Origin of the sequence: Nocardioides rotundus, assembly GCF_019931675.1 — a bacterium.
Lineage (GTDB): Bacteria > Actinomycetota > Actinomycetes > Propionibacteriales > Nocardioidaceae > Nocardioides > Nocardioides rotundus.
Genome location: NZ_CP082922.1, coordinates 3,132,261 through 3,152,331, shown reverse-complemented (window position 1 = coordinate 3,152,331; position 20,071 = coordinate 3,132,261). Strand labels below are relative to the sequence as shown.

20 protein-coding genes are annotated in these 20,071 nt (G+C 71.5%); 15 read left to right on the top strand and 5 right to left on the bottom strand.

All coding sequences use genetic code 11. The features are described 5' to 3' along the window. Positions 1-34 precede the first annotated feature (34 nt). Complete coding sequence (locus K8W59_RS15575) at positions 35-1,075, bottom strand: hypothetical protein (RefSeq protein WP_223395656.1); 1,041 nt, start codon at positions 1,073-1,075, stop codon at positions 35-37. A gap of 39 nt (positions 1,076-1,114) precedes the next feature. Here K8W59_RS15575 and K8W59_RS15570 point away from each other — a divergent pair, with 39 nt between their 5' ends. The 7 genes from K8W59_RS15570 to K8W59_RS15540 all read left to right on the top strand — a co-directional run bounded on the left by K8W59_RS15570 (position 1,115) and on the right by K8W59_RS15540 (position 8,178). Continuing rightward, positions 1,115-1,978 (top strand): NUDIX hydrolase, encoded by an 864-nt coding sequence (locus K8W59_RS15570; protein ID WP_223395654.1) that lies wholly within the window; start codon positions 1,115-1,117, stop codon positions 1,976-1,978. A gap of 242 nt (positions 1,979-2,220) precedes the next feature. After that, positions 2,221-3,351 (top strand): phosphate ABC transporter substrate-binding protein PstS, encoded by a 1,131-nt coding sequence (gene pstS, locus K8W59_RS15565; protein ID WP_223395652.1) that lies wholly within the window; start codon positions 2,221-2,223, stop codon positions 3,349-3,351. A 106-nt stretch (positions 3,352-3,457) separates the two neighbouring features. Beyond that, entirely contained in the window at positions 3,458-4,399 is a 942-nt protein-coding gene (gene pstC / locus K8W59_RS15560; RefSeq protein ID WP_223395650.1) for a phosphate ABC transporter permease subunit PstC, read from the top strand. A gap of 5 nt (positions 4,400-4,404) precedes the next feature. Further along, positions 4,405-5,493 (top strand): phosphate ABC transporter permease PstA, encoded by a 1,089-nt coding sequence (gene pstA, locus K8W59_RS15555; protein ID WP_223395648.1) that lies wholly within the window; start codon positions 4,405-4,407, stop codon positions 5,491-5,493. Positions 5,494-5,518: 25 nt separating this feature from the next. Further along, positions 5,519-6,298 carry a phosphate ABC transporter ATP-binding protein PstB gene (gene pstB / locus K8W59_RS15550; protein WP_223395646.1) on the top strand — a complete coding sequence of 260 codons (780 nt, stop codon included), beginning with the start codon at positions 5,519-5,521 and terminating at the stop codon, positions 6,296-6,298. 263 nt (positions 6,299-6,561) lie between these two features. Continuing rightward, complete coding sequence (locus K8W59_RS15545; protein WP_223395633.1) at positions 6,562-7,179, top strand: DUF47 domain-containing protein; 618 nt, start codon at positions 6,562-6,564, stop codon at positions 7,177-7,179. Positions 7,180-7,182: 3 nt separating this feature from the next. After that, positions 7,183-8,178 (top strand): inorganic phosphate transporter, encoded by a 996-nt coding sequence (locus K8W59_RS15540; RefSeq protein ID WP_223395628.1) that lies wholly within the window; start codon positions 7,183-7,185, stop codon positions 8,176-8,178. A gap of 118 nt (positions 8,179-8,296) precedes the next feature. Here the strand turns inward: K8W59_RS15540 and K8W59_RS15535 are convergent, their stop codons facing one another. Further along, on the bottom strand, positions 8,297-10,432 hold the full coding sequence (locus tag K8W59_RS15535; protein WP_223399862.1) for an RNA degradosome polyphosphate kinase: 2,136 nt from the start codon (positions 10,430-10,432) through the stop codon (positions 8,297-8,299). 116 nt (positions 10,433-10,548) lie between these two features. Here K8W59_RS15535 and K8W59_RS15530 point away from each other — a divergent pair, with 116 nt between their 5' ends. Next, positions 10,549-11,598 (top strand): alpha/beta hydrolase, encoded by a 1,050-nt coding sequence (locus K8W59_RS15530; RefSeq protein WP_223395625.1) that lies wholly within the window; start codon positions 10,549-10,551, stop codon positions 11,596-11,598. Between the two features lie 100 nt (positions 11,599-11,698). Here K8W59_RS15530 and mshD read toward each other — a convergent pair whose 3' ends face one another. Together mshD and K8W59_RS15520 are read right to left on the bottom strand one after the other, a co-directional pair. Continuing rightward, positions 11,699-12,565 (bottom strand): mycothiol synthase, encoded by an 867-nt coding sequence (mshD, locus tag K8W59_RS15525; protein ID WP_223395622.1) that lies wholly within the window; start codon positions 12,563-12,565, stop codon positions 11,699-11,701. After that, positions 12,562-13,284, bottom strand: a complete 723-nt coding sequence (locus tag K8W59_RS15520; protein WP_223395608.1) for a response regulator transcription factor — start codon at positions 13,282-13,284, stop codon at positions 12,562-12,564. The genes mshD and K8W59_RS15520 overlap by 4 nt, the downstream gene beginning before the upstream one ends. Before the next feature lie 68 nt (positions 13,285-13,352). Here K8W59_RS15520 and K8W59_RS15515 point away from each other — a divergent pair, with 68 nt between their 5' ends. The 5 genes from K8W59_RS15515 (at position 13,353) to metX (ending at position 17,532) form a co-directional block, all read left to right on the top strand. Then, the gene (locus tag K8W59_RS15515) at positions 13,353-13,649 is read left to right on the top strand and encodes a MoaD/ThiS family protein (protein WP_223395606.1); all 297 of its coding nucleotides are present in this window, start codon (positions 13,353-13,355) and stop codon (positions 13,647-13,649) included. Between the two features lie 302 nt (positions 13,650-13,951). Then, a complete protein-coding gene (locus K8W59_RS15510; protein ID WP_223395603.1) occupies positions 13,952-14,800 on the top strand; it encodes a sulfurtransferase in 849 nt (282 codons plus the stop codon). Beyond that, the gene (locus tag K8W59_RS15505) at positions 14,800-15,096 is read left to right on the top strand and encodes a DUF1416 domain-containing protein (RefSeq protein ID WP_223395601.1); all 297 of its coding nucleotides are present in this window, start codon (positions 14,800-14,802) and stop codon (positions 15,094-15,096) included. The genes K8W59_RS15510 and K8W59_RS15505 overlap by 1 nt, the downstream gene beginning before the upstream one ends. Positions 15,097-15,100: 4 nt before the next feature. Then, complete coding sequence (locus K8W59_RS15500; RefSeq protein WP_223395598.1) at positions 15,101-16,408, top strand: O-acetylhomoserine aminocarboxypropyltransferase/cysteine synthase family protein; 1,308 nt, start codon at positions 15,101-15,103, stop codon at positions 16,406-16,408. Beyond that, positions 16,405-17,532 (top strand): homoserine O-acetyltransferase MetX, encoded by a 1,128-nt coding sequence (metX, locus tag K8W59_RS15495; protein WP_223395596.1) that lies wholly within the window; start codon positions 16,405-16,407, stop codon positions 17,530-17,532. Before K8W59_RS15500 ends, metX begins: the two co-directional genes overlap by 4 nt. Positions 17,533-17,538: 6 nt before the next feature. Here the strand turns inward: metX and dtd are convergent, their stop codons facing one another. After that, positions 17,539-17,964 (bottom strand): D-aminoacyl-tRNA deacylase, encoded by a 426-nt coding sequence (gene dtd, locus K8W59_RS15490; protein WP_223395582.1) that lies wholly within the window; start codon positions 17,962-17,964, stop codon positions 17,539-17,541. A 58-nt stretch (positions 17,965-18,022) separates the two neighbouring features. Between dtd and K8W59_RS15485 the strand changes: the two genes are divergently transcribed. Together K8W59_RS15485 and gmd are read left to right on the top strand one after the other, a co-directional pair. Then, positions 18,023-18,859 (top strand): BKACE family enzyme, encoded by an 837-nt coding sequence (locus tag K8W59_RS15485; protein ID WP_223395568.1) that lies wholly within the window; start codon positions 18,023-18,025, stop codon positions 18,857-18,859. A gap of 80 nt (positions 18,860-18,939) precedes the next feature. Next, positions 18,940-19,974 carry a GDP-mannose 4,6-dehydratase gene (gmd, locus tag K8W59_RS15480; protein WP_223395565.1) on the top strand — a complete coding sequence of 345 codons (1,035 nt, stop codon included), beginning with the start codon at positions 18,940-18,942 and terminating at the stop codon, positions 19,972-19,974. The last annotated feature ends 97 nt before the right edge of the window (positions 19,975-20,071 follow it).

The window sequence follows — 20,071 nt, the reverse complement described above, 5'->3', positions numbered from 1 at the left end:
CCGGCGGCGAAGGGGAGCGCGGCCGGCGCGGGCCTCAGCAGGAGGCGAAGAGGACGGGCCCGCTGCTGAGGTCGGACAGGACGTAGGCGTCCCGGCGCGGCCGGAGGTCCATGGTGAGCAGCGTGCCCTCGGACTGCACGGAGCGGACCCGGAACCGCTCGGAGAAGTCGCCGCCCTGGCCGGGTGCCGGGCCCTTCGCCAGTTGCGCGCGGGCGTCGGCGTCGGCGCGGGCCTGCTCCTCGCTCTCGAAGCCGAGCAGCACCTGCATCGAGCCGTCGGGCTGCAGCGTCATCGCCAGGGAGGTGTAGGGGTTCAGCCCACCGGCCGCGGCGATCAGCTGCTCGCCCTGGGCGGCGTCGGCGCCGTCGGCCTGCGCCATCGCCAGCTGCTCACAGCCGTACTCGCCGGTGTAGACGGCCGCGGAGACCGGCGATCCGGCCGGCTCCACCACCTCCTCCAGGCCCGACACCGACGGCCGGTCGCCGAGCGCCACCGCCGCGGCGCGGCCGGCATAGCCCTGCGTGTCGGAGGCCAGGACCAGGCCCTGGTCCTCCAGGACGACGACGTACTGCAGCTCGGGGGTGAAGCCGGTCGTCGCGGCGATCTCCGGCGTCCCCCGCCAGACCCCGTCGGGGGAGTCGGGGCGGCGGTAGCCCAGCCGCTCGAGACGCGCGCCCAGTCGGTCGACGGAGAAGGAGTCGGGCAGCCCCATCGCCACGACCGCGCCGTCCGGGCCCTGGGCCAGCAGCTCCCACGCCAGGTTGGCCGGCGAGAGGCCGAGCTCGGCGCGCATCGGCTCCGCGGAGCTGAGCAGCGCGGAGGTGGAGGTCAGGTCGCGCTCGAAGCCGCGGTCCAGCAGGCGGGTGAGCCCCGCGGCGCCGCGCGGATCGCGCGCCCCCACCTCACGGCGTACGGCGGCCCAGTCGGTCCACGTGGCCCGCAGCGTCCCGGCGGGCGCGGTGCTCAGCGCCCGCTCCAGCTCGGAGCCTGGCCGCGCGGCCCGCCACGCCGCCAGCCCCACGGCGAGCGCCAGCACCACGCCGGCGGCGAGCAGCAAGGCGATGCGTCGAGGCACGGATCGCTCCTTGGGTGAGGGAGGTGTGAGACTAACGCCATGGTCGGGAGCAGCGAGGTGCTGGCCGCCGGTGCGGTCGTCGTGCGCAAGGTCGCCAAGGGGGAGTGGGAGGTCCTCCTCGTGCACCGCCCGCGCTACGACGACTGGTCCTTCCCCAAGGGCAAGCTGGACCGCCGCGAGTCCTTCGCCGCCGCCGCGGTCCGCGAGGTGGAGGAGGAGACCGGGCTGCGGGTCCGGCTCGGGTCGCCGCTGGGGGACCAGGAGTACGACGTCCGCGGCCGGCCCAAGCGGGTGCGCTACTGGGTGGCCCGGGTCATCGGCTCCGACGACGTCGACGGATACGAGCCGAACCGCGAGATCGACGCGGTCGCCTGGACGCCGCTAGACAAGGCGCGCAAGCGGCTGAGCTACGACCGGGACCGGGTGACGCTGGAGGGGGCCGTCGAGGTCCGCAAGCGGACCCGTGCGCTGGTGATCCTGCGGCACGGCAAGGCCCGCTCGCGCAAGAGCTGGGTGCACGACGACCGCCTGCGCCCGCTGCTGGCCGAGGGCGTCGAGCAAGCCGCGGCCCTCGCGCCCGTCCTGGACGCCTACGACGTCACCCGGCTGGTCAGCTCGTCCTCGACCCGGTGCGCCCAGACGCTCACCCCCTATGCGGCCTCCCGCGGGCTCCCGCTGGAGCTCTCCCACGCGCTGAGCGAGGAGGACGCGACCGACGACGGCGTGGAGGACGCGGTCGAGGAGCTGCTGGAGTCGGGGGAGAGCGCGGTGGTGTGCACCCACCGGCCGGTGCTGCCCGCCGTCTTCGAGGCGCTCGGCCTGGAGGGCAGCCGGCTGGACCCGGCCGGGATGGTGGTCCTGCACCACCGCGACGGCGTCCCCCTGAGGGTCGAGGTCCGCTGAGGGCGCCGACGTGACCGGCATCACGCGGCGGGTCACTGTCGGGTCACGACCCGGTGAACGTCAAGGGGGCCCTCGGCTTGTTCATGTGATGGCCGTCTCGACCTCCGCCCCACGTCGCCAAAGCGGCGGTCCGAGTTCACCGCTCGTTCACCACGGCCCACGCCGCTGTTTCCCGGGCCCCCCGAGACTCCTGGACGTCAGTGAGATCCAGTCATCACGTCCCAGACATCAGGAGACTCGACGTGCGCACCACTTCCATCCGCCGGGCGGCTGTGCCCGGCATCTCCGTCCTCGCGCTCGCCCTGACCGCGTGCGGCCCCAGCTCGACCGACTCGGGGTCCGAGGGCGGATCGGGCGACACCTCCGCCGCGGCCTCCTCGGAGGACCTGTCCGGCGAGCTCGCGATCGGCGGCGCCTCCTCGCAGGAGTCGGCGCAGAACGCGTGGATCGTCGGCTTCGGCGAGGTCGCCCCCGACGTCACTGTCACCTACGACCCGGTCGGCTCCGGCGGCGGTCGTGAGAACTTCATCTCCGGCGCCTACCCGATGGCCGGCTCCGACTCCTACCTGACCGACGAGGAGGGCGAGCTCGCCGACGCCACCGAGCGCTGCAACGGCGAGGCCCCCATCGAGATCCCGAACTACGTCTCGCCGATCGCGGTGATCTACAACCTCGAGGGCGTGGACAACCTGCAGCTCTCGCCGAAGACCCTGGCCGGCATCTTCGCCGGTGAGATCACCAAGTGGAACGACCCGGCGATCGTCAAGGACAACCCGGACGCGAACCTGCCGAACGAGACCATCACCCCGGTCCATCGCTCCGACGAGTCGGGCACCACCGAGAACTTCACCGACTACCTCGACGCCGTCGCCCCCGACGTCTGGACCGCCGGTGCGGTCGAGACCTGGCCGACCGAGTTCGGCGGCGAGGCCGGCAAGAGCACCTCCGGCGTCGTGCAGGTCGTCACCGACGCGCCGAACACCATCGGCTACGCCGACGCCTCGCAGGCCGGCGGCCTGGGCCAGGCCAGCATCAAGGTGGGCGAGGAGTACGTCGCGCCCAGCCCCGAGGCGGCCGCCCAGATCCTCAAGGTCTCCCCCCGCGTGGAGGAGGGCTCGGACGTCAACATGGCCGTCGACCTGGACCACAAGACGACCGAGGCCGGGACCTACCCGATCGTGCTGACCTCCTACCTCCTGGCCTGCCAGAGCTACCAGGACCAGAACGAGGCCGACCTGGTGAAGGGCTACATCTCCTACATCCTCAGCGACGAGGGCCAGCAGATCGGCTCCGAGGAGGCCGGCTCCGCGCCGCTCCCGGACGACATCCGCTCCGAGGCCACGTCGATCGTCGAGAAGATCAGCGCCGGTTGATCCACCCGAGGCGGACAATGACGGGGATCGGGCCGCGAGGGCCGGTCCCCGTCAGCCGCGTCCGGGTCGCGGACCGCCACGCCGTACCACCAGGGGAGAGGAACCCGTGAGCACCACCGATATCGCCGAGGCCAAGGAGCTGGAGGGCGGTCGCCGGCTCGGCGACACCGTCTTCAGCAAGACGGCCCTCAGCGCCGCGATCCTGGTGATCGTGCTGCTGGCCGGCGTCGCCATCTTCTTGATCTACAAGGGCATCCCGGCACTGGAGGCCAGCGGGGAGCAGGCCTACGGCAAGCCCAGCGTGTGGGGGCTGGTCGGGCCGCTGCTCTTCGGCACCGTGCTCTCCTCGGTGCTGGCGATGATCATCGTGGCGCCGCTGGCCATCGGCCTGGCCCTGGTCATCTCGCACTACGCGCCGCGCAAGCTGGCCCGCCCCGTCGGCTACCTGGTCGACCTGCTGGCCGCCGTGCCCAGCGTCGTCTTCGGCCTGTGGGGCATCACCGTGCTGGCGCCGCTGCTGCGGCCGGTCTATGAGTGGCTGTCCGGGCCGTTGGGCTGGATCCCGCTGTTCGCCGGTCCGGCGTCGGCGTCGGGCCGCACCCTGATGACCGCCTCGGTGGTGCTGGCGCTGATGGCGCTGCCGATCGTGACCGCGATCCTGCGCGAGATCTTCGCCCAGACCCCGCGGATGCACGAGGAGGCGGCACTCGCGCTGGGCGCCACCCGCTGGGAGATGATCCGGATGGCCGTCCTGCCCTACGCCCGCTCCGGCATCGTCGCCGCCCTGCTGCTCGGCCTGGGCCGCGCGCTCGGCGAGACGATGGCCGTCGCGATGGTGCTCTCGGCCACCGGCGCGGTGATCAGCTGGGACGTGATCTCCTCGCAGAACTCCAACACCATCGCGGCGTTCATCGCCAACCAGTACGCCAACGCCGCGGGGCTGAAGATCAACGTGCTGATCTTCGCCGGCCTCGCGCTGTTCGTGCTCACCTTCGTCGTCAACTTCCTCGGTCGCTGGGTCGCCGCCCGTGGCCAGGTGAAGGGCTGAGGCCGATGTCCACCACGCAGAGCAACGACGTCACCGCGACGTCCACCCCCGCATCCCTGACCGGCAAGACGCTGTCGCGGGCGGTCCCGATCGGCATCGCCGTCGTGGCCGTGCTGGTCGCGGGTGGCGCCTGGCTGGCGGGCGCGAGCCTCCCGGCCGCGGCCGTCATCGGCTGGCTGGTCTTCGCCGTGGCCTACGTCGGTACGTCGTACGCCGTCGAGGGCCGCCGCAAGGGCGCCGACACCCTGGCCGGCACCCTGATGTGGACCGCGTTCGCGCTGGCGATGATCCCGCTGGTGAGCCTCATCGTCACCGTCGTCTCCAAGGGGGCGCCGGTGCTGACCTACGGCTTCATCAACGACGACATGTCCGGGCTCGCGCTGCTCGGCCAGGGCGGCGGCATCTACCACGCGATCATGGGCACGATCATGGTCACCGCGCTGGCGGCCCTGATCTCGGTGCCGATCGGCGTGTTCACCGCGATCTACCTGGTCGAGTACGGCAAGGGCAACAAGACCTCCCAGGTGATCACGTTCCTGGTGGACGTGATGACCGGCATCCCGTCCATCGTGGCCGGCCTGTTCGCGGTCGCGCTGTTCATCGTGATCACCGGCGACCCGCTGCCGCGCCTGGGCATCGGCGGCGCGGTCGCGCTGTCGCTGCTGATGCTGCCGACCGTCATCCGGTCGGTGGAGGAGATGCTGAAGCTGGTGCCCGACGAGCTGCGGGAGGCGTCGTACGCCCTCGGCGTCCCTCGCTGGAGGACTATCGTGAAGGTCGTGCTCCCGACCGCGGTGGCGGGCATCGTCACCGGCATCACCCTCGCGATCGCCCGGGTCGCGGGTGAGACCGCGCCGCTGCTGCTCATCCTGGGCACGGCGCGCGAGGTCAACTGGAACCCCTTCGACGGGCCGGTGCAGACGCTGCCGGTCTTCATCTTCCAGTCCCTGAGCCAGACCACCCACTTCAAGTACGGCGAGATCTGGACCGACCGGGTCTGGGGTGCCGCCCTCTTCCTGATCATCATCGTCATGGCGCTGAACCTGATCGCCCGGGTCATCGGCAAGACGTTCGCACCCAAGACCGGCCGCTGAGCCAGAGCAAGGAGCAAGAACCACCATGGCCAAGAGCATCGACGTCTCCGACCTGGACATCTACTACGGGGACTTCCTCGCCGTGCAGGGCGTGAACATGACGGTCAAGGCGCGCTCGGTGACCGCGTTCATCGGCCCCTCCGGCTGCGGCAAGTCCACCGTGCTGCGCTCGCTGAACCGGATGCACGAGGTGATCCCCGGCGCCCGGGTCGACGGCAAGGTCGCCGTCGGCGGGCAGGACCTCTACGACCACAGCGTCGACCCGGTGGCGGTCCGCCGTCAGATCGGCATGGTCTTCCAGCGGCCGAACCCGTTCCCGACGATGTCGATCTACGACAACGTGCTGGCGGGCAACAAGCTGAACAGCAAGAACATGAAGAAGGGCGAGGCCGACGAGATCGTCGAGCGCTCGCTCAAGGGCGCGAACCTGTGGAACGAGGTCAAGGACCGCCTCGGCAAGCCCGGCATGGGGCTCTCGGGCGGCCAGCAGCAGCGGCTGTGCATCGCGCGGGCCATCGCCGTACAGCCTCAGGTGCTGCTGATGGACGAGCCCTGCTCGGCGCTGGACCCGATCTCGACCTCCGCGATCGAGGACCTGATCCACGAGCTGAAGTCGGACTACACGATCGTGATCGTGACCCACAACATGCAGCAGGCGGCGCGGGTCTCGGAGGACACCGCGTTCTTCAACCTCAAGGCGGCCGGCGAGCCCGGCCAGCTGGTCGAGTTCAACTCCACCAAGCAGATGTTCACCAACCCGGAGAAGGACGCCACCGAGGCCTACATCTCCGGCCGCTTCGGCTGAGCCGGGCGGCACACCCTCTCAGCCGGTCTCGGGGCGGCTGAGCACCGTCCACAGTGGCTCGACCGACGGGGGTGGTCGAGCCCTCTGGCCGAGGGTGGCGGGCCGGACTCCGGGGGCGCTCCCGGGCCGGCCGGCCACCCTCGGCCGGGTGTGGCACGCGCCGTGCTGGGGAGGTACGGCGGCCCGTGGGCGCCGGTTGCGGGATCGACGAGCGCACCCCCTACGATGATCGGCGTTCGATTCGCCGTCACCGGGAGTTCGCCGTGGCCTTCAAGTTCCGTCCTGTCGACGGCACGTTCTTCGACGAGCTGACCCAGCTGGCTCGGCACCTGGAGCTCGGCAGCGACCTGCTGGCCCAGGTCCTCGACGACGAGGCGGACCATGCCCTGGTCGCCGAGCGGCTGGCGAAGGCCGAGAGCGAGGCCGACGACATCGCCGGCTCGATCATCCGCAAGGTGAACCAGACCTTCGTCACCCCGATCGACCGGGAGGACATCTACGACCTCGCCACGCAGCTGGACGGCGTGATGAACCGGATGGACGAGGCCGCCGACCTCATCATGCTCTACGAGGTCGCCAAGCTGCCCAAGGAGTTCGCCAAGCAGGTGGTGCTGCTCCAGCGCTGCGCGGAGCTGACCGTCGAGGCGATGCCGCGGCTGCAGTCGCGCAAGGAGCTCTCGGACTACTGGACCGAGATCAAGCGGCTGGAGTCCTCCGGCGACAAGCAGCACCGGCGGATCCTCGCCAAGCTCTTCGACGGCCGCTACGAGCCGCTCGAGGTGATGAAGCTCAAGGACATCATCGAGGCCATGGAGGCGGCCATCGACGGCTTCGAGACGGTGGCCAAGACCGTCGAGCAGATCGTCGTCAAGGAGTCCTGACCGGTGGAGATCGCGATCATCGTCGCGGTGGTCGTGGTGGCCCTGGTGTTCGACTACACCAACGGGTTCCACGACGCCGCCAACGCCATCGCCACCTCGGTGTCCACCCGGGCGCTGACCCCTCGCGTGGCCCTCGCGATGGCCGCGGTGATGAACTTCGTCGGCGCGTTCCTCGGGCAGAAGGTCGCCCAGACGGTGAGCGAGACGATCTCGCCCGGCACCGGCACGCATGCGCTCGTGATCGTGATGTGCGGGCTCCTCGGCGCGATCACCTGGAACATGATCACCTGGTACTTCGGCATGCCCTCCTCGTCCTCGCACGCCCTCATCGGCGGCCTGGTCGGCGCCGCGCTGGCCGCCGGGGCGGGGGTCTCGTGGGACGTGGTCGTCGAGAAGGTCGCGATCCCGATGGTGGTCTCGCCGATCTTCGCGTTCGGCGCCGGCTTCCTGGTGATGCTCGCGATCATGTGGATCTTCCGGAAGGCCAACCCCTCGAAGGCCAACCGCGGCTTCCGGCTCGCCCAGACCGCCAGCGCCGCGGCGATGGCGCTGGGCCACGGCCTGCAGGACGCGCAGAAGACGATGGGCGTGATCTTCCTGGCGCTGCTCGCCGGCGACTACGTCTCGGCCGACGACCCGCTCCCGCTGTGGGTGATCGCGGCCGCCGCGGGCGCGATCTCGCTGGGTACCTACTCCGGCGGCTGGCGGATCATGCGCACCCTGGGTCGCCGGATCATCCACCTCGACCCGGCGCGCGGGTTCGCGGCCGAGTCGGTCGCGGCCTCGGTCCTCTACACCACGGCGTACGCCTTCGAGGCGCCGATCTCCACCACGCACACCATCACCTCCGCGGTGATGGGCGTCGGCGCGACCAAGCGGCTCTCCGCGGTGCGCTGGGGCGTCGCGCGCTCGATCGTGACCGCCTGGGTGCTCACCTTCCCGATGGCCGCCCTGGCCGCGGCGCTGTGCTACTGGGTCGCCCGGATCTTCCTCCCCTGAACCTGACCCCGAACCTGAACCCGAACCCCACCATCTGCCGAGTCGGCGTTAATTAACGCCGACTCGGGGTGAATTGGCGCCGACTCGGCGGAGTGGGGCGGTGGGGTCGTGGGGGTCGTCAGGCGCGGGCCTTGCGCTTGCGCTCGATCAGCGTCTCCTGCAGGTCGACGGAGCCGCCGTTGTGGGTCCACTGGCCGTCGCTGGCCAGCTCCCAGGCGGCGGTGTCGGGGTCGAAGGCGAGGTCGAGCAGCTGGTCGAGGTGGCTCTGGTCGCCGGGCAGGCGGACGAGTACCTCGACCCGGCGGTCCAGGTTGCGGTGCATCATGTCCGCCGAGCCGATCCAGGTGGCGGGCTCGCCGCCGTTCTCGAACCGGAACACCCGCGAGTGCTCGAGGAACCGGCCGAGCACCGAGCGGACCCTCATCGTCTCCGACAGCCCCGGCAACCCGGGGCGTACGGCGCAGATCCCGCGGATCAGCAGCTCGACCGGCACGCCCTCCTGGGAGGCGAGGTAGAGCGCGTCGATCACGCCCTCGTCGACGATCGAGTTCGCCTTCAGCCGGATCCCGGCCGGGCGGCCGGCGCGGTGGTGCTGGATCTCGGCGTGGATCTGCTCCACCAGGCCGCTGCGGATGTTGTCCGGGGCGACCAGCAGGTTCTCGTACTTCTCCTGCCGAGAGATCCCGCTGAGGTTGTTGAACAGGTTGGCCACGTCCTCGCCGATGCCCGGGTTGGAGGTGATCAGCCCGAGGTCCTCATACATCCGCGCGGTCTTCGGGTTGTAGTTGCCGGTGCCGATGTGGGTGTAGCGGCGGATGCCGTCGGGCTCGTCGCGCACCACCATCGCCAGCTTGCAGTGGGTCTTCAGCCCGACCTGGCCGTAGACGACGTGGCAGCCGGCGTGCTCCAGCTTGCGCGCCCACCGGATGTTGGCCTGCTCGTCGAAGCGGGCCTTGATCTCCACGATCACCAGCACCTGCTTGCCGGCCTCGGCCGCGTCGACCAGGGCGTCGATGATCGGGCTGTCCCCGGAGGTGCGGTAGAGCGTCTGCTTGATCGCCAGCACGTGCGGGTCCGCCGCGGCCTGCTCGATGAAGCGCTGCACCGAGGTGGAGAACGAGTCATAGGGGTGGTGGAGGAGTACGTCGTGGCGCCGGGCCGCCTCGAAGACGTCGACCGGCGACGCGGACTCCACGTCGGCCAGCTGCGGGTGGGTCTTGGGGATGAAGGAGGGGTACTTCAGGTCGTCGCGCGGCAGGTCGGCGATCCCGTGCAGGCCGGTCAGGTCGAGCGGGCCGGGCAGCCGGACGACCTCCTCGGCGCTCACGCCGAGCTCGGAGATCAGCAGGTCCAGCACGCGGGGGTCGATGTCCTCCTCGACCTCCAGCCGCACCGGGGGGCCGAAGCGGCGGCGCAGGAGCTCCTTCTCCAGGGCCTTGAGCAGGTTCTCCGCGTCGTCCTCCTCGACCTCCAGATCCTCGTTGCGGGTGACCCGGAAGGTGTGGGCGTGCAGCACCTCCATGCCGGGGAAGAGCCGCTTGAGGTGCTCGCCGATGACGTCCTCCAGCGGCACGAAGCGCTGGTTGCCCAGCGGCACGAACCGGTCGAAGATCGGCGGGACCTTCACCCGGGCGAAGTGCTCGGCCTGGGTCTTGGGGTTGCGCACCAGCACGGCCAGGTTGAGCGAGAGGCCGGAGATGTAGGGGAACGGGTGGGCCGGGTCGACGGCCAGCGGGGTGAGGACGGGGAAGACCCGCTCCTTGAAGAGCTTCTTGGCGGCCTTCTGCTCGTCCTTGTCCAGCTGGGACCACCGCAGCAGCTCGATCCCCTGGTCGCGGAGCTCGGGCACCAGCAGGTCGCGGAAGCAGCGCGCGTGCCGGTGCATCAGCTCGCTGGTCTCCGACCAGATCAGCTCCAGCTCGTCACGGGGGAGCAGCCCGGAGGAGGCGCGTACGGCGACCCCGGCGGCGATCCGCCGCTTGAGGCCCGCCACCCGGACCATGAAGAACTCGTCGAGGTTGCTGGCGAAGATCGCCAGGAAGCGGGCCCGCTCGAGCAGCGGCAGCTCGGGGTTCTCGGCCAGCTCCAGCACCCGCTGGTTGAAGCGGAGCCAGGAGAGCTCGCGGTCCAGGAAGCGGTCGTCGTACTTCTCCACCCCGGCGACCGCCGACTCGTCGGGCACGTAGGGCGGCTCGACGTCGAAGGTGTCGTGCGGATGCGCGTAGGGGTGCTCGGCCTCCGGCCCGTCGCTCATCGGGACCGTGGCGCGCGGAGTCAGCGAGGAGGTGTCGGTGGCCATGGCCCGATTCTTCCACCGTCATGTGAACGCGAGGTGTCCTCGCCACCTGACCGGCCGGTAGCCTCCCCGTCGTGCGCGTTGACGAGCTGAGGGAACGGGTCGAGTCCAGGTTCTTCCGTACGGCGATGGCGCTGCCCGAGCGGCTCCAGCGCCGGCTGGCCGGGCGGCCGGTGGTCCGGCAGGGCCAGCAGCTGGCCACCGAGACCCAGCTGATGCTGCGCCTGCTCGCCCTGGCGCCGGACCCGCCGGTGGAGTCGGTGCCGATCCCGCAGGGCCGGCGGATCCTGCGCCGCCAGGCCGTGATGGGCGGCGGCAGCCAGCCGATCGGCGAGGTCCGCGAGCTGACGGTGGGCGGCGCGGAGGGCGACCTCCCGGCGCGCCTCTACACCCCGCGAGCCCTGATCGGGCAGCAGTCCGCGCCGCTGCTGGTGTTCTTCCACGGCGGGGGCTGGATCTACGGCGACCTGGACTCCCACGACGCGCCCTGCCGGGTGCTGGCCGAGGGCGCCGGGGTCCGGGTGCTGTCGGTGGACTACCGGCTGGCGCCGGAGGCGCCCTTCCCCGCGGCGTACGACGACTGCGTCGCGGCCTTCGACTGGACGATGCGGCACGCGGCCGAGCTGGGCGCGGACCCCGAGCGGCTCGCGGTCGGGGGCGACTCCGCGGGCGGGGCGCTGGCCGCGGCGGTGGCGATCGAGGCGGCGCGGCAGGGCTGGCCGCTGCGGTTCCAGCTGCTCGTCTACCCCGCCACCGACATGGAGGGCCGGTCGGCCAGCCGGGCCGACTTCGGCGAGGGGTTCTACCTCACCTCCGGCTTCATGGACGGCGCGGCCGACGCCTACATCCCCGACCGCTCGCAGCGCCTGGACCCGCGAGCCTCGGTGCTCGAGGCCGAGATCCCGGCCGACCTGGCTCCGGCGTACGTCGTCACCGCCGGCTTCGACCCGCTCCGCGACGAGGGCGAGGCGTACGCCGCCCGGCTGGCCGAGGCCGGCGTGCCCGTGGAGGTCCAGCGGTTCGCCGACCAGATCCACGGCTTCTTCAACCTGGTCGGCGTGGGTCGCCGCTCGCGTGCGCTGGTGGACCAGATGGCGGCACGGCTGCGGGTCGCGCTCTCCTGAGCCCGCTTTCCGGTGGTCGAGCGTGGGCCCTTCGGTGGTCGAGCGTGGGCCCTTCGGTGGTCGAGCTTGTCGAGACCACCGCGGCGCCGGGGGAAGGGCGTCAGGGACGGGCGAACATCACGTGCGTGTCGCTGGCCGCGTGCGTGAAGCCGAGGCCCTCATAGAGCGCGCGGGCGGGGTGGTTGTCCGCCTCGACGTAGAGCAGCACCTCCCGGGTCGAGCCGTCGTCGAGGTGCTCCAGGCCGGCAACGGTCAGCAGCCGGCCGAGGCCGCGGCCCTGGGCGGCGGGGTCGATGCCGACGACGTAGACCTCCCCGTGCTCGGCGTCGTGCCGCTTGGTCCAGTGGAAGCCGAGCAGCCGGTCGGGCTCGGCGTCGTCGACGGCGAGCAGCAGCCCGGCGGGGTCGAACCACGGCTCGGCCATCCGCTCGGCCAGGTTCGCGGCATCCATCCCGCCCTGCTCGGGGTGGGAGGCGAAGGCGGCGGCGTTGACCCGCAGCACCTCGGCCGCGTCGCCGTCGCGGTATCCGCGCACGGTCACGCCCTCCGGGGGCGCGAGGTCGGGCAGCGGGGTCGAGGTCGGGCGGCGCATCACCCAGAGCTCCCGCACCGGCTCCAGGCCGATCCGGGCGGCCAGCCGTCGGGCCCCGGGGTGATCGCCGTGGGACCAGGCGGTGCGGGTCTCGTCGGCGACCGCGTCGGCCAGCTGCCCGCCCAGACCCCGGCGTCGGCGGTCGGGACGGACGGCCAGGCTCAGCTCGCCGCCGAGCAGCAGGGCGAAGCCGTCCTCGCCCGCGGTGACCAGCCGGGCACCGGAGAGCCCGTGGTGCTTGAGGTGCAGCTCGGCCGCCTCGTCCAGCGGGTCGTGGCCGTCGGCGTCGCCGGCGGCGGCGCGCACGGAGGCCACGGTGGCGGCCGGGTCGGACCCGTCCCAGCGGAAGTCGGCCGGCGACACCTCGCTGATCACGCGTCCTGCTCCTTCCGCGCCGCCTCCTCGGAGGACTCCTCCGGGCGGACCACCACGAAGCGATAGCCCACGTTGCGCACGGTACCGATCAGGTGCTCGTGCTCGGCGCCGAGCTTGGCGCGGAGCCGCCGTACGTGCACGTCGACGGTCCGCGTGCCGCCGAAGTAGTCATAGCCCCACACCTCCGAGAGCAGCTGGTCGCGGGAGAACACCCGGCCCGGGTGCTGGGTGAGGTACTTCAGCAGCTCGAACTCCTTGTAGGTCAGGTCGAGCGTGCGCCGGCCGACGCGGGCGGTGTACGTCGCGTCGTCGACGCTCACCTCACCGGAGCGGATCACGTGCGCCTCGGGGTCCTCCTCCTGCTCGGCGTCGCGGCGGCCGAGGGCCAGCCGGAAGCGCGCCTCGAGCTCGGCGGGCCCGCAGGTGTGCAGGAGCACGTCGTCGACGCCCCACTCGCGCGTGACCACGGACAGGCCGCCCTCGGTCAGCACCAGGAGCACCGGCATCCGGGTGCCGGTCGCGGCGATCAGCCGGCACAGGTCGCGGGCGGGGGCCAGCTCCTGGCGCCCGTCGACGAGCACCAGGTCGGCGTCCCCGGCCTCCAGCAGCGCGCTGCCCTCCGCGGGCAGGATCCGGACCTGATGGCCGAGCAGCGCGAGCGCGGGCAGCACCTCGGCGCTGGGCTGGAGCGCGTTCGTCAGCAGGAGAACGCTGGCCATCACCACTCCTCATGCGCACGCCGACCACGACCCGGACGACGTTGGCCGGATGGACAACAATAGCCGTCATGAGCGCTACGACCGGCGAGACGACGCAGGGCGGGACGGTGCAGGTGCGCTACTGGGCCTCGGCCCGGGAGGCGGCCGGCACCGGCGAGGAGTCGGTGACCCTGGAGGGCGCCGCGTCCGTCGACGCAGTGGTCGAGGAGCTGGTGGCCCGGCGCAGCGGGGCCGACGCGGAGCGGCTGGCGAAGGTGCTCGGGGTCTGCTCGGTGCTGGTGGGGGACCGGCCCACCAAGGACCGCGCGACCGAGGTCGCGCCGGGCGGGACGCTGGAGTTCCTGCCGCCGTTCGCCGGCGGGTAGGCCTCCGGACCTCCACCACGTCCGAGATGTGGGACGAGAGTCCGGATCCTGGGACGTCGCGAGACGCGGCGCCCGACGGCCCCTAGATTCGTCGTCGTGACCAGCACCGACCTCACCAAGCGCCGGACGGTCGACCTGTGCCGCATGCGCTCGGCGCTGTGTCGGGCCGCTGCTCGGCGAATGCGCTGACGCGCGACGCGTCGCCTCGTCGTACCCGGCCGCTCGATCGGCCCGCCCGCCTGCGCGCAGGCGCCGTTTCCCCCTCCGCGGGCGCCCACGCGCCCAGCATCGAAAGGCACACCATGAGCCGCGACACCGCACTCGTCTCCGCCCAGTGGGTGGAGGACAACCTCGACAACGACCGGGTCGTCCTGGTCGAGGTGGACGAGGACACCACCGCCTATGACAAGGGCCACATCCGTGGCGCGATCAAGCTCGACTGGACCACCGACCTGCAGGACCAGGTCCGCCGCGACTTCGTCGGCAGGGAGCAGTTCGAGGCGCTGCTCTCCGAGCGCGGCGTCGGCAACGACGACACCGTGGTCCTCTATGGCGGCAACAACAACTGGTTCGCCGCCTACGCCTACTGGTACTTCAAGCTCTACGGCCACCAGGACGTCCGGCTGCTCGACGGCGGCCGGAAGAAGTGGGAGCTGGACAGCCGCGAGCTGACCGACGAGGTGCCGCAGCGCGCGGCGACGACGTACTCCGCCGCCGAGCAGGACCACTCCATCCGGGCCTTCCGTGACGAGGTGGTCGCGGCGATCGGGTCGCAGAACCTGGTCGACGTGCGCAGCCCGGACGAGTACGCCGGCCGGCTGCTCGCCCCGGCCCACCTGCCGCAGGAGCAGGCGCAGCGCGCCGGCCACATCCCGACCGCCGCGTCGGTGCCGTGGAGCAAGGCGGCCAACGACGACGGCACCTTCAAGTCCGACGACGAGCTGCGCGCGATCTACGGCGACGCCGGGCTGGACTTCGACAAGGACACGATCGCCTACTGCCGGATCGGCGAGCGCTCCAGCCACACCTGGTTCGTGCTCAAGGAGCTGCTCGGGCAGGAGAACGTGAAGAACTACGACGGCTCGTGGACCGAGTACGGCTCCCTGGTCGGCGTGCCCGTGGCCCTCGGCGACGAGCGGGGGGACGCCTGATGTGCGGCGCGACCGAGGGCGGTCTCGCCCTGGACGGGATCGACGTGGACAAGGAGGCGGTCGTGCAGGGCCAGGTGCTGCGCGACGGCGAGCCGCTGGGCAGCGCCTACGTCCGGCTCCTGGACGCGACCGGGGAGTTCACCGCCGAGGTGCCGACCTCGGCGACCGGTCACTTCCGCTTCTTCGCCGGCGACGGGCAGTGGACGCTGCGCACGCTGGCACCGAAGGCGGAGCCCGTGGACCGCAAGGTCGTCGCCGCCGTCGGTTCGGTGGCCGAGGTGAGGATCGAGGTCTGAGCCGATGAGCCCGAGGCCCGAGACCCTGGCGGTGCACGCCGGTCAGGAGGAGGCCGACCCGACGACCAACTCGCGGGCCGTGCCGATCTACCAGACGACGTCCTACGTCTTCAACGACACCGAGCACGCCGCGAGCCTGTTCGCGCTCGCCGAGCCGGGGAACATCTACACCCGGATCATGAATCCGACCCAGGACGTCTTCGAGCAGCGGATGACCCAGCTCGAGGGCGGCGTCGGGGCGCTCGCGGTCTCCTCCGGCTCGACCGCCACGACCTACGCGGTCCTCAACCTCACCTACGCCGGCGACAACATCGTCGCGCTGTCGACGCTGTACGGCGGGACCTACGCGCTGTTCGCGCACACGCTGCCGCAGTTCGGCATCGAGGTGCGCTTCGTCGACCCGGAGAAGCCCGAGGAGCTCGCCCAGCACGTCGACGAGCGGACCAAGCTGGTCTTCGGCGAGACCATCGGCAACCCGCGGATCAACGTCGTCGACCTGGCTGCGTGGGCCGACGCGGCGCACGCCCAGGGGCTGCCGTTCGTGGTCGACAACACCGCGCCCACGCCGTACCTGGTCACGCCGTTCGACCACGGTGCCGACATCGTGGTGCACGCGGCGACGAAGTACATCGGCGGGCACGGCACCTCCATCGGCGGCGTGATCGTGGACTCCGGGCGCTTCGACTGGGCCGCGCACTCCGAGCGCTTCCCCGGGCTGACCCAGCCCGACCCCGCCTACCACGGCGTGGTGTGGACCGAGGCGGCCGCGGAGGCGGCGTACATCATCCGCGCGCGCACCGTGCTGCTGCGCAACACCGGCGGCGCGACCACGCCGATGAACTCCTGGCTGTTCCTGCAGGGGCTGGAGACGCTGCACCTGCGGATGGAGCGGCACTCGGAGAACGCGCAGAAGGTCGCGGAGTGGCTGGCCGGGCGCGACGAGGTGTCGTGGGTGAGCTACCCGGGGCTGCCCGACAGCCCCTATCGCGAGGTGTTCGACAGGATCGGCACCGGGCACGGGTACGGCGGCCTGGTCAGCTTCGGCGTGCGCACCGGCCGGGAGGGCGGCCAGCGCTTCATCGAGGCGCTCGGGCTCTTCAGCCACCTGGCCAACATCGGCGACGCGAAGTCGCTGGCGATCCACAACGCCTCGACCACGCACAGTCAGCTGACCCCCGAGGAGCTGGAGGCCGCGGGCGTCCCGGAGGACATGGTGCGGCTCTCGATCGGGATCGAGCACGTCGACGACATCATCGCCGACCTGGAGCAGGCGCTGGCCGCCTCCGGGTCGCCCGAAGCGGCGGCGACATGAGTGACCAGGCGCTGATGTCCGGACCCCTCGTCGACCTGCGTCAGCAGCGGGCCGTGGTGGCGACCGCCGACGACCCGCTGCTGCTGCGGGCCGGCGGGCGGCTGGACCATGTCGAGGTCGCCTTCGAGACCTACGGCGAGCTCAACCCCACCCGGGACAACGTGGTGTTCGTCTGCCACGCCCTGACCGGGGACGCGCACGCGGCCGGCCTGGCCGCGGACACCGGCAAGCGGGGCTGGTGGGACAACCTCATCGGTCCGGGGAAGGCGGTCGACACCGACCGGTTCTTCGTGATCTCGCCGAACCTGCTGGGTGGCTGCTCGGGCACGACCGGGCCGCTGTCGGTCGACCCGGCGACGGGGGAGCCGTACTACCTGGACTTCCCGATGCTGCACATGTCCGACATGGTCGAGGTGCACCGGCGGCTGATGGACCACCTCGGCCTGGACAAGGTGTACGCCGGGGTCGGCGGCTCGCTCGGTGGCATGCAGGTGCTGCAGTGGGTGCTCGACGAGCCGGACCGGATCGAGCGCGCCGTGCTGGTGGCGGCTTCCTCCCGCATCAGCACCGAGAACATCGCGTTCTCCTCCGTGGCGCGCGAGGCGATCCTCAACGACCCGGACTTCCACGACGGGCGCTATGCCGAGCACGGCGTCGTGCCGTGGCGGGGGCAGAAGGTCGCGCGGATGATGGCGCACATCACCTACGTCTCCCCGCAGTCGCTGGACCGCAAGTTCGGCCACGAGCGCACCTCGTCGGGGCTGGACTGGCGGCTCGGCCCGGACTTCGAGGTCGAGCACTATCTGCAGCACCAGGGGGAGACCTTCCTGGACCGCTTCGACGCGCTGTCCTACCTCTACCTCACCCGGCTGCTGGACTACTTCGACCCGTTCTCCGAGCCGGCCTCCGCCGCGGCGTTGGCGGCCACCTCCACCCGCTTCCAGGTGACCTCCTTCGACTCCGACTGGCGCTTCGACACCCGGCAGTCGCTGCGGATCGTCGACGAGCTGACCCGGCACGGCGTGGAGGTGGACTTCGCCGAGCTGGCCTCGCCGTACGGTCACGACTCGTTCCTCCTCGCCCCCGACGGCTACCACGAGCGGATCGCGGCCTTCCTGGCCTGAGCCTCTTCAGCGCTCGAGCAGGAGGGTGATCGGGCCGTCGTTGACGCTGCTGACCGCCATGTCGGCACCGAAGACGCCGGTCTCGACGTGCGCGCCGAGCCGGCGGAGCTCCTCGCAGACGGCGTCGTACGCCGGCTCGCTCACCTCGCCGGGTGCGGCCGCGGACCAGGTGGGGCGGCGGCCCTTGCGGGCGTCGCCGTACAACGTGAACTGGCTGACCACGAGCACGCTGCCGCCCAGCTCGGAGAGCGACCGCTCCTCGCGCAGCAGCCGCAGATCCCAGATCTTGCGGGCGGTCCAGGCGATCTCGTCGGGGCCGTCGGTGTGCGTGACGCCGAGGTAGACCAGCAGCGCCGGCGCCTGCACCGACCCGACAACCTTCCCGTCAACAGACACCGAGGCGGAAAGAACTCGTTGGATCACGGCCTTCATCGGCAAATCTTCCTTATCCGGCGTCGACGGGACAGGGCGAGTCTGACACGATGAGGGCATGACCAGCCTGCCCGCCGACCGCCTGCTCATCACCGTCGCGCCGACCGGAGCCGAGACCGCGAAGGCGGACTGCCCCCAGCTGCCCACGACGCCGGAGGAGCTGGCGCGCACCGCGGTGGAGTGCCGCGAGGCGGGCGCGGCGATGATCCACATCCACGTCCGCGACCACGACCACCAGCCGACGCTGGACGGCGTACTCCTCAAGGAGTGGGTCGCGGCCGTCCGCGAGTCCACCGACCTGGTCGTGCAGCTCTCGACCGGCGGGTCGGTGCACGACCCGCTCGAGGAGCGGCTCAAGGTGCTCGACGCCGCGCCGGACTCCTGCAGCCTGACGATGGGCACGACGAACTTCGGCGACGACGTGTTCATGAACCCGTGGCCGTTCGTGCAGGACCTCTACCAGCTCTCCCAGGAGCGCGGGGTGGTGCCGGAGTTCGAGCTCTTCGACCTCGGCCAGGTGCACGCGCTGCGCCGGCTGCTGGGTAGGTACGGCCTCCCGCACGGCGGGAAGGTGCACTGCGACCTGGTGATGGGGGTGCCCGGCGGGATGGACGGTACGGCGGACGCGCTGGTCGCCTCCGTCGCGGCCCTGCCGCCCGAGACCACCAGCTGGAGCGCCACCGGCATCGGCCGCTCCACGCTCGCCGTCGCGCTGGCCGCGCTGAGCAAGGGCGGCCACCTGCGGGTGGGCATGGAGGACGTGCTCACCCTGGCCAAGGGCGTGCCGGTGGAGCGGAACGCCCAGCTGGTCGAGCGGGCCGCCGAGCTCGGGCGGCTGGCGCAGCGCACCCCGATGACGCCGGACGAGGCGCGGGTGCTGCTCGGACTCGCCTGAGTCCCACCCGGTCGAGTGCGCAACGCGTCGTACTCCCCACATCCCCGCGCACTCGACTCGTGAGCGCATAGGGTCACCGCATGCCGAAGACTGCGTTCGTCACCGGGATCACCGGCCAGGACGGCTCCTACCTCGCCGAGCTGCTGCTGGGGAAGGGCTATGAGGTGCACGGCCTGGTCCGGCGCGCGTCGTCCTTCAACACCGGCCGGATCGACCACCTCTACACCGACGGGCACAACCCGGACGCGCGGCTGTTCCTCCACCACGGCGACCTCTCCGACGGGGCGCGGCTCTCCCGGCTGCTGGTGATGGTGCAGCCCGACGAGGTCTACAACCTGGCCGGCCAGTCGCACGTGCGGGTCAGCTTCGACGACCCCGAGCACACGACGAACACGACCGGCATGGGCGCGATGCGGATGCTCGAGGCGATCCGGATGGCCGAGCTGGACTGCCGCTTCTACCAGGCGAGCTCGTCGGCCATGTTCGGGCCGTCCGCGCCGCCGCAGGACGAGTCGACCCGGCTGGAGCCGCAGTCGCCGTACGGCGTGGCCAAGGCCTATGCGCACCAGATGACCCGCAACTACCGCGAGGGATACGGGATGTTCGCGGTCTCCGGGATCCTCTTCAACCACGAGTCGCCGCGGCGGGGCGAGACGTTCCTGACCCGCAAGGTCTCGCGCGCTGTAGCGCGGATCCAGGCGGGGATCGAGGACTACCTCTACCTCGGCGACCTGGACGCCGAGCGGGACTGGGGCTACGCGCCGGAGTACGTCGAGGGCATGTGGCGGATGCTGCAGGCCGACGAGCCCGGCGACTACGTGCTCGCCACCGGGCGGTCCTGCACCGTGCGAGACTTCGTGGTCGCGGCTTTCGAGCACGTCGGGCTGGACTGGGAGAAGCACGTGCGCTTCGACGAGCGCTACCTGCGGCCCACCGACACGCACGTGCTGCGCGGAGACGCGTCCCGGGCCGAGCGGGAGCTGGGCTGGCGGGCGAGCATCGCCGGCACCGACCTGGCCTCGATCATGGTGGACGCCGACGTCGAGGCGCTGGCGCACGACACCCAGCCCTACGTCGACCGGGCGCGCGTGCCCGGCTGGCCGGCGTACTCCTGACGGCGCCGCCCCTCCCGCCGCGCCCGTCGCGCCCGCCGCGCTCGTCCATTTACCAGGTAGTCACGACACAGCGGCGCTCTACGGGGCGAATTTGCCC